The following is a 13,867-nucleotide window of genomic DNA, read 5'->3' on the forward strand; positions in this document are numbered from 1 at the left end:
GGGTGGACCCCGAAGTCTTTGGCGATCTGCTCGACGGTTACGCCGGGCTCGCGGTCACGGGCGACCCGCACGACATCGTCGCGGAACTCCTGGGGGGTAGGGCTTGGGCACAGCGACATCCTCCCAGCTCACCATCACGGCAAGCCAACTCAGATGTCACTATCGGTGCAGCAGACCCACCCGGCGGGGATCGTTCCCGTGTTGGGCGAGCCGGCGTTGGTGCGTGCGCTTCTAGTCATGCGGATCGCTGCTCTCGCCACTGGCGGTCGTTCAAAGGACGACATCGTTCAGTTGCTGACGAACAGTCCTGTCTTCGTCGGACCAGGACCGGAGCCGGAGCAGTTAGCCAACTTGGTGGCGAAGATCTGTCGGCAGATTGAGTACGGCGGAATCACCGGCTTGGTCGGTCCGCTTGGAAGCGGCCTTCGCTCCTGGAGCCCGGAAAGCACTTACCTGTTCCTGCTGGAGATCTGGTTGTCGCGGCGTCTCGGTTTGGCCTCCCGCGCCCAAGTCAGGAAAGAGTTGGCGCGGTGCTGGGGTGTCCAGGATGCCCACTGGTTCGAAGCCTGCTTGTCTCGTCCGCTTGCTCCGTTGCAGGGCTACCCAGATGTGTGGGCAACGCTCAAGGCTGAGCCCGATGCCCGAGTCGGCAATGTCGCGGCGCTTGGTCTCACAGGGGACTCTGCAGGCAAGCAGGTCTGGGAGCGGTGGGCAGACCGCCTGCCGTTCGACGCCTCGCAGGTCGAGCACCTGTTCACTGTCGGCGGCGACCTGGTCAACAGCACCCAGGCGCGGCGGTACCTGCGTCACCTACACGACCGCGTGGACCGAGACCTGCACAGGCCAGTGGCCCGCGCCCTGAAGATCATCGAGGATCAGATTTCCTGGGTGACGACAGCGATCAACGGTCTGAGCACCTTCGAACGTGAGCTGCTTCGTGAACGCAGCAACCAGGAACACCTCGAGGACTGGTGTGTTGCGGCCTTGATGAACTGGTCGCGCGGCGGCGAACCTGGGCCTGGGCTCCACGGCTGTGACACAGCGCATGGCATGTGGGGGCCACTGCCCTGGTGGACCATGACCATGCGCAACGGCGACCAGGTGCGTGCTGCCACCGCGGCTCTGGCCGAGGGAACATTGCCTCTCGGCTTCGAACGTGACCCGGCCGAACCGGATCGCCTTCAGCTGATCTGCCGCCGACCTCGGACGAGTTCACCGGGTCTGCGTGCCTGCTTCAACTTCGACCTGACGAACCCGGTGCATGCCGGTGAGTTGCTGGTGATCGGCCGACGGGGCGACATTTGCATTGATGTGCTCAGTGAAGCTGATGACGAGCAGGACGACCCGACGCCGATTCTGCTGGGCACGCTGCGCGTCACTGCTCATTGCGAGCTGGCGCACTACCTGACCGACGTCGCGTCAAAGGCGCTGAAGGATCTCTTGCCCGACGGATGGGAGACCGACGACAGCGTCGGACTCGTGTCGTTCGGGGACGCGCCGTGGCAGGTCGAGAGATACCACTTCCGACCGTGGCCGTCCCCGCGTTCGCTCCTGGTCGCCGAGCCTGGAGGTACGGCGGGAGAAATCGCTGTGGAAACCACGGACCCTCCGGCGACCGTGTCCACCTTCGCCCCGGTCGCACGCAGGAGCGGGCACTTGTCCCCGCACGCCGTGCCAGCAGCGGTGCACGCGCCCTGCAAGAACGGTTTTGTGTACGTCCAGCGGAATCCAGCCATTCCCGGCATGGTCAAGATCGGCTTCACAGAGCTGTTGTCGGAAGACCGGGCCGACGACCTGTTCGACACCTCGGTGCCCTTCCCGTTCGAGGTGCTGCACCGCACCCTCACGTCGCGCCCTCGTGAGGTGGAGCAAGCAGCCCATCGGCTGCTCGCGGTCCACCGGGTGGCCGCGAACCGCGAGTTCTTCCGCGTGGACCAGCAAACCGCGGAGGAAGCGATCCGGTACTGCCATGAGCTGGTGACGGGAATCGCCCGCTGGGAGCCAATACCGGTAGTGCACCGACTGCGCGCGGGGGACCGGGTCACGTTGCCGCTGAAGGCCGACCAGGTCTTCGTCGTCACGGCTTACCCGGACTTCTTGAAGTTGTTGTCCGATGCGTCGATCATCGACATCTGGCAGGCGCACACGGACGGCGACATCCTCGAGCTTCACGTCACCGCCAACCCCCAACATGTCAGTGGCCTGAGCGACAACGATCCTGGCGCGCACGAGGACCCGGTACCGTTCCTCAACCGGGACAACACCGAACCCAACGGAACGCTGATAGGCCGGGAACGCCTCATGGCCGGCGACCGACTCAGCTGGCTGTCAGACCAGGACGGCACCGGCCTCTGCACCAATGTGGTCTTCGAAATCCAGGACTTTTGCCAAGTCACCTGCCGGACCCGGAACCTGAGGACAGATTCCGAAGGCATGCCACTGCTGCTCAACCATGTAATTCGGCCGGCGTCCCCGACCATCGCAGCTGCGGTCCACGAGGTACTCGCGCTGGGTCCTCCCCGAAGCTGGGCACCCCGCAACCCCAATCTCGAAGATGACTGGGTTCGCCCGGCAACACTTCCACCTGGGCCGGAGCACTGGCTGACACAGCTGTCGCCCCGCCGTCATCGCCGCTGACGGTTGCCAGCTAACAGCGCTCGTCGAGACGGTTCGCTTGATCGAGTGAGTCTCGGCGCCGTGCTGGGTATGCACGCCACCTGGTCGACTTCGGATGTTTCGGGAGCGGCACCGCCAGTCGGCAGTTCGCGTCGACAGTGTGCACGGCCCGCGTGGTGATCGGCCCGCGTCGGACAAAGCCAGCTTCTTGCGTGTCAGGGCCGCCCGCCGCCCAAGATCCAAACGGAATCAATCACCTAGTTCACGTTCGTGTCGACCTGCACGTCTTTGCCCATGGCGGCGCTGATCAAGGAAAGCAACGCGACCTCGCGGGCGGTTATCGCCGCACGGAAGTCGTCGGTGCGCAGGGCCGCGGGAGAGATCTTGTGTGATCGCACGTTGAGGTCGACTTGCTCGGGTGTTGTCTCGGCGCTCTTGGCCAGGCCACGTAGGTACGCGGACGGTGCCCGTCCGCCGATGATCCGATTCGTGCGGGCGGTCAACGGTGTCTTGTTGAGGATCGAGTTGTAGTCGGCGGAGGGTATGCCCTGCTTCTCGCACCAGGCTTTGGGGAAGACGTGGTGGATGTCGACCGCGTTGTCGAAGTAGTTCTCGTCGGACATGTCGGATCCGGTGCCCCAGTCGACGGGTCCGTCCTGCAGGAGCAGGGCGTAGAGGCCCTTGTACGCCGCGGAGCCGCGGGTGCGCAGTGTCCAGAGGCGGCTGGAGAAGAACTGCGCTTCCTGCACAGTCCTCGGCTCGGTCCCGTGGCCGGTCACCCACGCGACGAGCTCGGGAAGGTCGCGTGCGAAGCGGGTCTCGGTCGTGCCGCCGTAGAGCTCTCCGAAGACTCCAGACCAGTACCAGCGGGAGATCTTCTGCCGCGCGCCGACGGTATCGGCCTTGGTACCCAGCAGCGCGAAGGCAGCCGACAGCGGGATGAGCTGGCTGCCGTAGGGGAGGAAGCGGGTGTCGAAGATGTGCTGGGAGTGCAGGAACTGCGCGGCTGTCTTCAAGCCGGCGGTGACGGTTGGCGCCCACTTGCGGTACTCGGCCAGGGTGAGGTTGAGCATGTCAGTTCGCCGGCACCCGATGCGTGGAGCGTTGGTCTCATCGCGCCCGGACTCAATGGCCGCCCGGTGGCGTTCGTACGTGCCGAGCAGAGTCACCGCCTGGAGAAAGTCGGTGTTGGCGACCTCGGCCAGGATCGGGTACTTCCCGCCCGTCCATTGCGTTTGCCGGTCCATCCAGTCTTGCCGGAGGTCGAAGTCGTCCGCTGCGAACGTCGCCGTCAGCAGCTCGAAGACGGTCAGCGTCACGCCGCCGGTGTTGACCTTCTCGAAGACCTGGCACACCGCTTGGCGGGGTGTGCTCTTGCCCAGTTCGATCACCGGAAGCTGGTACTGCTCGAACCGCTTGACGACGGCCTCGTGGAAGTGGCTCCACAGCTGGAGGTTGTCGCCTTGTTGCTCCGGGGAGTGCTGGACGAAGCCCATCATCCACTGCATCGAGTTGAACACCGCGGCGCACGGGAACATCCGTTCCGAGTACTCCAACGCCGGCGTGGAGAGGTCGAGCAATGCTTGGCCGCGGAAGTCCACGCGGATCTTGCTCTCCGGGACGAAGACCACGGCCTCTTCGCGCTCGGCGTCACCGAGCAGCGCCTTGTGCATGTCGATGTAGAACCAGCCGCGGACGGGCTTGCCGCGGCTGTCGTGGGTCTCCACCGGCTCGTTGCGGAACAGCGATTGGTACAGCGAGGTCAGGCGCTGCTGGCCGTCCAGGATGAGGCGGTCGGGAGTGGAGGCGGTGGCAGGTGCGCCTTCCACAGCTCTGGTCTTGAAGCGGACGTCGCCACCGTGCTTCAACATCATCACCGTGCCGGCCGGGTAGCCGAGGGAGATCGAGGCGATGAGGCTGGCGATGTTGCGGTCAGGCCACACCCAACCGCGTTGAAACTCAGGGAGCTTCGCCTCGCCCTTGTCCACCTGCGTGAGCAGATCCTTGAGGAACTCCTTCTCGATGCCGAAGGCCTCAACACCCATGTGATCTCCTGACTTGCGGCGGTGTCGAGAGCTCTATCGCGAGGCAAGCAGAAAAGGTTTCAGTGCCTCGCAGGCATCCGGATCACGTTGGTGGCTCGCTTGATGAGCAGATGCTCAGGCTTGAGATAACGGTGGTCCGGTTCAGCGCGATGCATGCAGTGCTGGGTACAGCGTGTCCAGCGGGCGGTGGTTGGGCGTGATGTGTCTGCGATAGACCGAGGTGATCATGGATCGGGCGGCATCATCCCGTGTACCACAGTGATCGAGCGCTACCGCAAGGAGGATCCGCGGCATTTGTTCACGAGAAGTGCAAGGTGCACCACTGCTCTTCGCTCCCGTGACCTGCCGGCGTGGATCGCCGCGCCAGGCCGTGGTCGGCTCGTCAGGCATCGGCTGACCGCCTTGATCGTGTAATCGACTGCATGTACGCGAGATTGATGGTACGACTGAGCGAGCATCAGCTGGTGAGGGGGCTTAGTGGATCAGACAGAACTGGTTCAACTGGAAGCCGAGCTGCGGGGCATTGCGACTGAAGCGCAGCTGGGCTGGGTTCTGGCGCAAGTAGATGAGATGGTTGCGCAGGGCGTCGCCGAGGACCAGTCAGAAGAGGACTTTCTGTCGAAGGAGCGCGTCGACAGCTGGTCGGCGTTTGACGTGAATGCACCTGCACTGAAGAGTGTGAAACCTGGTTCAAGTCGCACGTCCGCGGCAGTCGTGAACAGGCCTTGGACTGTTAGGGAGCGAGTGCTTACTCTCCTCGAGGCACTGCGGAGAGTGCTGGTCGAGCTACCACTAATCGAACAGGATACGCTCTCTCGCCTGTCGGACATATCTACTGATAAAGTTGCTTCGGTTCAGCGGGTCACATTCGAACCTGATATGGACGTCATTGGGTCGGAAAAGCAATTGGTTAATGCCTCCGAGGAAAGTCGGCTACAGCAGGCGAAGATCAAGCGGTTGCTCGATGACCTTCGGGGAGAGGTTGAGTCGTGACCAGGGTTGGCGACCTTTTGTCCGAGCTGAGGGCGACGCTCGGCGTGCATACCGTCTCGTACAGCAGTGCATCGGCCGCCAATGACGTCTACGAGGGCTTCGTGTTTTCGTTGGTTGTGGCTACCGCTGCAGAAGCCGGGGCGGTAGTGCATTACGAGGACGTGCGCAAGCGTGCCACGGGCGATCTGGTGTTCCGCACCAGTCCAGGCCGCCTGCACTCAACCACTCGGCCCTATACGCACGCCGTTGTGCAGTTCGCTGGCACGCCAGCGCTCGAAGTGCATGTTGGCGTTTTCGTGCAGGGGAACTCGCGGGTCTCTCATGAATGTGATGTGCTGGTTTTGCATGGCGACGAAGCCGATGAATGTCGCCGCACCGGCATGTTGCCCAGAACTCGCAAGTGTGTACTGGCGATCGAATGTAAACACTACGTCGGCCATCTTCCCCTGGGGCAGGCCCGAGGCTTTGTTGGACTCGCTGATGATCTAGGTAAGACTGCCTCGGTATTCGTCACGAACACGAGTTCTGACAGTGTGGTCAGATATCTCAGTCATCGCGGTGAGGGGTGGGAGCATCACGTCGTTCCGACTGCTCCGCAACTTGATCATCTGCGCTCTACTATTCGTATGGCGTTCCGTGACCACGTCAGCAAGCATAACCCTCGCTTGCGAATCTGAATCGCCTGGTTTCGTCCGTGATCGCCTGGAGCTGTTGGCGTTGATGGGGGAGCCGTCGCGCTTGCTACTTGGCCTGTTCTTGGGGTCCGCCTGGACTTCTGGCAGTGGATCTTCTGCGGCAAGGGTGGGCTCAAGTGTGCTGCGGCCGGGTTGGAGCGGGTTGGACACTCAGATGTTCATGGAATTCGCTGTCAGGTGTCATGGTGAACCATGAAATTGAGTCTCTCTGGACGGCGGCTGGTGCTTCGCGGCGGTCTGGCAGGTTGAGGGCCATGCAAGCGCGGGCCCGGAGGAGATTTCCTGGAGTGGAATGTGAGCCCTCCGCGCGTTCATGTTAGCCCATTCGTAGGATTGTTGAATCGGATGCGGTCTTGGATCCTGACCTGTTCCGCACGGGTCGGACCGAGGCGGCAAGAGCACCTGGAGAAGCAGGATTTTGTACGACACTGACACGGACTCGCCGTTCTTCGGAGTCCAGCGACCGCGTCCGCTACCCGTGGTGGTCCTCGCCGACGCCAGCGGCAGCATGGGCCAGGACAACAAGATCGAGACCCTGAACGCGGCCATCGAGACGATGGTGCGCACGCTCGCCGTCGAGGAGAGCAGCACCGCCGAGGTCACGCTCGCGGTCATCGCCTTCTCGCACACCGGTGCCGGCGTGCACCTGGCACCCACGCCCATTTCGGAGGTGAAGTGGGGCAAGCTCGGCGCCGACGGCCGGACGCCGATGGGTGAGGCCTTCGCTCTACTTGCGGAACTGCTGGGGGACGAAAAGTTCCTACCGCGCGACGCGTACCTCCCAACGCTGGTGCTCGTGTCCGACGGGAAGCCGACCGATCCGTGGGAGCAGCAGCTTCGGCAACTTCTCGACACCAAGGCGGGCCAGGCGCTCCGGCTCGCGGTGTCGATCGGTTCGGACGCGGACGCCGAGTCGCAGCGGGTTCTCGCTGCTTTCGTGGCCAACCCTGCCTACCCCGTGGTGCGCGCTGAGGAAGTGGAGAAGCTGTCCGTTTTCTTCCGAGGTGTGACCAGGACGATTTCCACGAGGGTACGCAGCACTCGGCCGGACGACCTGAGCGCGCTTGACGTGGAAGATCTGCGAGGGCTCGTCGACTGAAATGACGTTTCACACGGCTGACAACAGCAAAGTTGTTCTCGCCCCAGGTGTTCGAGTGCGCGATGAGCTGCAGAACGAGTTCGTGCTCCAGGAGAGGATCGGCAGCGGAGGCCAGGGAGAGGTCTGGTCGTTGGAGGGCGGCCGCGCTGCAGCCAAGTTCCTCAGGTCCGCGGATTCAGCCGCGCGTGACGAGTTGCGCGCCCGCCTCCGCCAGATCGCTCGGACCGACCTGCACGGCATTCCCCTGGCCACGCCTCAAGCTCTGATTGACGGGCCTCCTGGCTACATCATGGAGCTGCTGGAGGACATGGTCTCCCTGGGAAGTCTGTTTACATTCCCCAAGACCGGTGACCACCGCGCCTGGTACCGCGACACTGGGGGGCTGCGGCGGCGATTGGTCGTTCTGGCCAACATGGCCGATGCTCTGCACCGGCTGCACTCCAAGGCCATGGCCTACTGCGACCTGTCGCCGGCGAACGTCCTCGTTCCTCGCTCCGCTGCCTACGACCACATCTGGCTGATCGATCCTGACAACCTCAGCGCGGAGTCCGATCGCTCGGCGCACTCCCTGCACACGCGAGGCTTCGGAGCGCCGGAGGTGGTTCGCGGCGAGCGGGCCAACGACACACTCAGCGACTTGTTCTCATTAGCGCTGATCGTGTTCCGAGTCCTGGTGAACAACCACCCGTTCGACGGGGATGCCGTTCGGTACGACTCGGCGCTGGCTGACAAGGCCTACAGCGGCGGTCTGCCGTGGATCTACCACCCCACTGACCACAGGAACAAGCTGTCCAAGGGCATGTCGCGCGATCTGGTACTCACCGGTGCGTTGAAGCGGCTGGCGGGCCAGGCATTCGAAGCTGGTCTCGACGACCCGGCGAAACGTCCCACGGCAGCCGAGTGGCGTGACCAGCTGCTGCGGGCCGCTGACTTCACCTACTTGTGCTCTGGTTGCGGCAATACGGCCTATGCCTTCGATCGAACCTGTTCGTGGTGCGGTGAAGGCAGGCCTCCGTTGATGTTCGCGCACATGATGGCTCACATGCCGCGTCACGCCGCCGCACCTGATCCCGTGGCGGGTCTGGTCGCGCTCTCCCACATCGTCGTGCTCACCCGCGGCAAGGCGTTCGCGGTCGACGCTCGGCGCGCGCTGCTGGTTCTGGACCGGGGGCACGCGGTGTCGCCGGTGAGTCCCGGTGAACCGGTTGCCGAGCTGGTCTGGCACGACCACGACGATGTCGAGGTGCGCCGGATCGGACATCACCCAGTCGTGCTGGTTAACCGCGAGCACTCCAGGTCCATCACCCTCAAGCGGTCCGAACGCAGGCCGCTGCCACACGGCGCGTCCGGTGCGTGGGACGTCCACTTCGGCCATCCCGACGAACTTCACACCGTGTTCCGCGTCAGCCGTGATCCGAGGGAGGTCCGATGAAGCCAAGCCTCACTGTGCCGCAGACCCTCGCCGACAACCTCAGTGGTGAGGCTGATTTCTTCTGGATCACAGGTCCGGCGGAACGCCTGGACTCAGTGCAGCTTCAGCACTGTGAAGTCCTGCTGTCCGACGACGGCATCGGCACCACCGCAGCGATCTTCGGATCTGATCGCACTCTGATCGCGGAGTGGCCGACGCGGGCCTGCGACTCCAGGTCAGATGCGATCTTGAGGCAGGTGACGGGTGGCTCTGGCGCCATGGTCGCGGTGGTGCACAAGCTCATGTCCGCCCAGCGGCACGGTGAGCAGCGCCTGCAGATCCGAGTGCACCGCTTCCGCGCGGTTCATCTGTGGGAGCCCCTGACCGCGGGTGTCACCGACGCCGCGATCACCAGTGCGTACGACCTCGGCAGCGGCAGGACCCCCACAGAGGCGGTCGACTGGCTGACCAAACAGCTGTTGCTGCCCGCCGCACCTGGCGAGCCGGCACCCAATCGCGTCGTCGCCACTGCACAAACGACAGGAGATTGGAGTTCGCCGGTCGCCTGCGTACTGCGCGGACGTGACTTCGAGGCCTTTCTCGACCAACGGCAGGGCGAGTGGTGGATCACGAGGGTGCGCCGCGTCAGCGCCGGTCGCGACACGGGACTGGTGCTCCTGCATGTGGACTTGCGTCTGATGGACAGGTCCACAGCCACCGAACTCAAGCAAGACCTTCGCGCCCGGATCACCAGGCTCGGCAACACCGCGCCCGGCCAATCCTTCCTGCGGCGGTGGGAGGAGTATCAACGAATCGAAGATGAGCAGGCCCTGAGAGAGGTCCGCACGCTGGGGTACCTGGAGTACTCGTCGCGGCGACGGCTGGACTCCAGCCTCGGCATCGTCCGCTTCGAGATTGCACCCAACAACGATTTGGCGCTGCTCCACCACCTCGCAGGCCTCCGGGACTCCGATCCCGTGCAGATGGAGGCCAGCGAGGTGAAGCCGGCGGTTCTCGGCGGTCCGTCGGGAGCGGTGACGGAGGGGTTGCTCCAGCATGAACTCCAGCGCAGGCAACCGATCGGCGAGGTGTACCGCGTTGACGTCCCAGGGCGGTTCATCGAACTGAAGATGTTGTCGCGGGCCGACTCCACCTCCGACGACTACGACGGGAACCCAGACGACCTGCCGCACGCCGGATTTCTCTTCAAGTCCTTCCGCGGCGACTACCGCAGGCTTCAGCGCCGGCAACGCGCGATCGAGCGCGTGCGCCGCGGCTTGAACCCGATGGACAACCTGCTCGCCGTGCTGGAGGGAGACCCGAAGCGAGGCCCACGACGCCGGTCGCAGCCGGCGATCAGCCAAGGCGTCCGCAAGGTCTTCGACGGGGAGCTCAACGACGCGCAGGAGCGAGCCCTGGACATCGCAGTGAACACTCCGGACTTCGCCGTGATCCAGGGTCCTCCCGGGACCGGGAAGACGGAGCTGATCGCGGCGCTCCAGGTGCGGTTGGCCGAGCTCGGCCGGTCGACTGCGGTCATGAGCCGCAGCATGATGCTGACCAGCTATCAACACGCGGCGGTCGACAACCTGGTCGAGCGGACCAAGGTGTGGGACCTGCCCGCCATGAAGCTCGACTCGCAGGACCGCGGGTCGACCACGCACCTCGAGACGTGGCGCCGTGACGCGGTGGAGCACCTTCGGCTCCGCCTCGGTCAGAGCCCGGACGGTGGCCTCGCCGAGGCCACAAGGGCGGTGGCCCGTGCCGCCACTGCGTATCGCATCGCGCCGCTCAGCGCACTCGACACCGCGAAGTTGCTCGACGGATTGCGTGCACAGGTGGCAGGCCTGGTCTCGGACGATGTCGCCCGTCGGCTGGATGACCTGAGCAACAGCTTGTCATCGGTGCGTCAGTCCGCGGCACTGGGTTCGTCGTCACATGTGGAGAGCATGCGCCGCGCCGTCATGGCGCTGCGCTATCTGCCGGTGTCGTTCGGGGACGACGGCGCGGCGATGGCGATGAAGCTGTCGTTGCTGCTGGATACTCCCGAGTTCGCCGAGCTTGACCCGGACATCGTCGCCGTCGTGCGGCGCGCCTCGGAGTGGATCACCGATACCACACCGGACTTCCTCGACGAGCTTGCTGACGCCAGAGGGCGCCTGCTCGACCTGCTAGGTGGCGGGGCGACGACGCTTGCCCGGCCTACGGCTCGCGAGGATGTGCTCGAACTGTTCCAGGACATCCGCCGGGACTTGGCCGAGCATGCCCGCACGCCCGCGTTGGGTGTGCAGACCGCGTTGCTCGACTACCTGGAAGACCTGAACAGTGACCCGGAGTCGGTGCTGGCGACGCTCAGCCTTTACACGACGTCAGTCGGCACGACTTGCCAGCAGGCGGACTCGCGAAAAATCCGCGAGGCCAAGCAGCTCGGGCAGCGGGAGCACGACGCCCGCGTCGAGTTCGACACCGTTATCGTCGATGAGGCGGCCAGGGCCAATCCACTTGACCTGATCATCCCTCTGTCCATGGCGGCTCGAAGGATCGTGCTTGTCGGCGACCATAAGCAGTTGCCGCACATGCTCGAACCTGATGTCGAGCGCGAGCTCAAACTCCGTGAGCAGGAGTGGGCGGCCCTGATGGAGGAGAGTCTGTTCGAGCGTCTCTTCCGGCTGTTCAGCAACGAGGAATCGCCACGGGCGTGCACCCTCAACGCGCAGTATCGGATGCATCCCGTGCTCGGGAAGTACGTCAGCGACACCTTTTACGAATCGGCTCTGAAGTCGCCCCGGCCAGCCGGGGACTTCGCTCACTCGTTGCCTGGGTACGAGGAGGTTTGCGCCGCATGGCTGGACGTTCCCCACGAGCGCGGCGGAGAACAGGGACGCATGAGCAAGAGCCGACCAGCCGAAGCCATAGTGGTCGCAGCGGAACTCGCCAGGTTGGTCGAGGCCGACCGCGATCTCACCTTCGGTGTGATCAGTTTCTACTCGCACCAGGTACAGCTCATCGTCGCGGAGTTGGTTCTCCTCGGGTTGGTGGAGCGGACTGACAGCGGGTGGCAGCCGCTGGGGGCGGCCGCTCGCAACAGCGCGGGCGAGCGGGTGGACCGGGTCCAGATCGGCACCGTGGATGCCTTTCAAGGCAAGCAGTTCGACGTGGTGCTGCTGTCGCTTACACGGTCCAGTCCGATTCCGGGCCCCAACGATCGGCACAGCACGATCAGCCGCCGGTACGGGCACGTTCTGTCCCCTAATCGGCTGTGCGTCGCAACGAGCAGGCAGAAGAAGTTGCTGATCGTGGTGGGAGACGAGGCGATGGTCAAAGAAGGATTGGCGCCACCAGAAGTCCAGCGCCTGACCAACTTCTGGCGACTGTGCCGCGATGACGCGGCGGGCCTGGTCCGGCCGGCGGGGGTGCCCCGTGCGACTCGATAACCGCACCGTCCTGGTACACCATGAGCCTGGCGATGAAGCCGAGTTCCTCCTGTGGCCGGTGCTCGTGTACCGAGTGACCGCGCCCACCCAGGTGATCCGCAAGATCGACATCTTCGAACGGGTCATCCTGGCACTGTGCGAGGCGGGCGTCCGCCGCAGCGATTCACTTGCGGACCACACTGGTCTGCACATCGAGCTGTGCGAGCACATCGTCGAGCAGATGATCGACAGCGGAAGGCTCACCGGCGCGCGCGAGCTCACCGCGGCAGGACGTCAGGTGCACCGCAGCGGGCAGCTCGCGGAAACACCTGAGCTACTGGTGACCCACGTCTTCCAGGACGCGTTCTCCGGTGAGCTTTGGCCACGTTCGGCCAGAGAGCTCTACTTCCGGCCGGTCGAGGCCGAACGCGACGGGCTCATGAGCGTCCGGCTGGGCCGGCGCGGCGCGCCGCGCGTGATCGCTGCGACCGTGGTCCACTGCGCGAAGCCGGTGACGTGGCCTCCCCGCCCGGAGGCAGTCATCAATGCGATCGCGCGACACCGTGTGACAGCGACGAAGCACCGCGGGGAGAAAGCGCAGGGGGAGCTGCCGGACCTGTTCGGTGTCCACGCCGAGGAGGAGCTTTCGGAGGTGGAGCGCTTCGAGTACCTGCCGGAGGTGCATCGGGTAGTCGACATAGGTGAACCGCGGCTGGAGTACCTGCTGTGCTCCCTCAACGTCAGCGGCTCGCTCGTGGGCGGTGAAGACCCACCCGACCCGTTCGGTCTCGGCCGCAGTCCGATGCTCCGTCAGCTGTTGCGGGTGCGCAGCAGCTCCGACGAGCGGTTCGCTTCCTGGCTCGCCGACGTCCGGTCCGAGGAGGCCATGCGGCTGCAGGAACGGCTGCGGGCCGCGTCGCTGGACTGGGCCGACCACGTCGAAGCCGATCTGGTGCACCGGCTCGGGGAAGGTTTGTTCACCCATCCGCAGACCTTCGACCTGCTCAAGAACGTGCACGAGCAAGCGGGAAGGAACGACTCGGCGTCCGCGGCAGAGGCGGTGCGTCGGGAGGCGTATCGGCTGTACGAGTACTTGTTGCGACGCTTCATCGCCGTCTTGCCTCCGCCGGTCGAATGGTCGGGACGGCCCGCCGGGGAGCTCAGGCGCGATGTCCGCGGGCAGTTCGAGAAGGTCGTGAAGAGCCAAGCCTGGGAGGTCTTGATCGAGCTGGCCACCGATCTGGGTTTCAACCATCTTCCAGTGGAATACAAAGGCTCCGTCACGACTCTCCTGTCCGGGCCACCCAAGATCGGGGATAGCACCAAGGTTTGGGAACTGCTGTGCTGGGCGATCGTCAGCGCCGCGGATCCGTTGAGCCCGCACGTGAGTGGTCATCCGCTGCGCGACCTCGCCAAGCAGTGCCCGAATCTACCCACGGACCTCGTCGCGCTCGGAAAGCTGCGCAACAGCGGGTCCCACGCGGATCGTGACCTGGCTGCTATCGGCAGCACCGAGTGGAGCGTGAGCCTGGCGATGGAGGCCGCCCGCGCCGCCCTCCAACTCCCACCCGAGATCTACTGAAACGGAGCTGTTC

Annotated in this window: 8 protein-coding genes; 7 read left to right on the forward strand and 1 reads right to left on the reverse strand. The window is 64.5% G+C overall.

The annotated features are described in order from the left end of the window. The first annotated feature begins 237 nt into the window (after positions 1–237). The gene (locus tag JOD27_RS00005; protein WP_204760028.1) at positions 238–2,637 is read left to right on the forward strand and encodes a GIY-YIG nuclease family protein; all 2,400 of its coding nucleotides are present in this window, start codon (positions 238–240) and stop codon (positions 2,635–2,637) included. Positions 2,638–2,873: 236 nt separating this feature from the next. On the opposite strand, the gene JOD27_RS00010 is transcribed toward JOD27_RS00005, so the two are convergent. Then, complete coding sequence (locus tag JOD27_RS00010) at positions 2,874–4,661, reverse strand: DUF262 domain-containing protein (protein ID WP_204760029.1); 1,788 nt, start codon at positions 4,659–4,661, stop codon at positions 2,874–2,876. 477 nt (positions 4,662–5,138) lie between these two features. Between JOD27_RS00010 and JOD27_RS00015 the strand changes: the two genes are divergently transcribed. From JOD27_RS00015 to JOD27_RS00040, 6 genes are all read left to right on the forward strand, one after another. Beyond that, the gene (locus tag JOD27_RS00015; protein WP_204760030.1) at positions 5,139–5,654 is read left to right on the forward strand and encodes a hypothetical protein; all 516 of its coding nucleotides are present in this window, start codon (positions 5,139–5,141) and stop codon (positions 5,652–5,654) included. Beyond that, positions 5,651–6,331 carry a hypothetical protein gene (locus JOD27_RS00020; RefSeq protein WP_204760031.1) on the forward strand — a complete coding sequence of 227 codons (681 nt, stop codon included), beginning with the start codon at positions 5,651–5,653 and terminating at the stop codon, positions 6,329–6,331. The genes JOD27_RS00015 and JOD27_RS00020 overlap by 4 nt, the downstream gene beginning before the upstream one ends. Before the next feature lie 436 nt (positions 6,332–6,767). After that, entirely contained in the window at positions 6,768–7,448 is a 681-nt protein-coding gene (locus JOD27_RS00025; RefSeq protein ID WP_204760032.1) for a vWA domain-containing protein, read from the forward strand. Positions 7,449–7,503: 55 nt separating this feature from the next. Further along, the gene (locus tag JOD27_RS00030; protein WP_204760033.1) at positions 7,504–8,880 is read left to right on the forward strand and encodes a protein kinase domain-containing protein; all 1,377 of its coding nucleotides are present in this window, start codon (positions 7,504–7,506) and stop codon (positions 8,878–8,880) included. Beyond that, positions 8,877–12,293 (forward strand): DEAD/DEAH box helicase, encoded by a 3,417-nt coding sequence (locus JOD27_RS00035; protein WP_204760034.1) that lies wholly within the window; start codon positions 8,877–8,879, stop codon positions 12,291–12,293. Before JOD27_RS00030 ends, JOD27_RS00035 begins: the two co-directional genes overlap by 4 nt. Before the next feature lie 58 nt (positions 12,294–12,351). Next, entirely contained in the window at positions 12,352–13,854 is a 1,503-nt protein-coding gene (locus tag JOD27_RS00040) for a hypothetical protein (protein ID WP_204760035.1), read from the forward strand. Positions 13,855–13,867: the final 13 nt, after the last annotated feature.

The sequence above is a fragment of the Lentzea nigeriaca genome (genome assembly GCF_016907955.1).
Taxonomy (GTDB): Bacteria; Actinomycetota; Actinomycetes; order Mycobacteriales; family Pseudonocardiaceae; genus Lentzea; species Lentzea nigeriaca.

Excerpts from the sequence above, each read along its gene's own strand:
- JOD27_RS00005 (WP_204760028.1), top strand. The coding sequence starts at position 238 with ATGCGGATCGCTGCTCTCGCCACTGGCGGTCGTTCAAAGGACGACATC.
- JOD27_RS00035 (WP_204760034.1), top strand. The coding sequence starts at position 8,877 with ATGAAGCCAAGCCTCACTGTGCCGCAGACCCTCGCCGACAACCTCAGT.
- JOD27_RS00010 (WP_204760029.1), bottom strand. The coding sequence starts at position 4,661 with ATGGGTGTTGAGGCCTTCGGCATCGAGAAGGAGTTCCTCAAGGATCTG.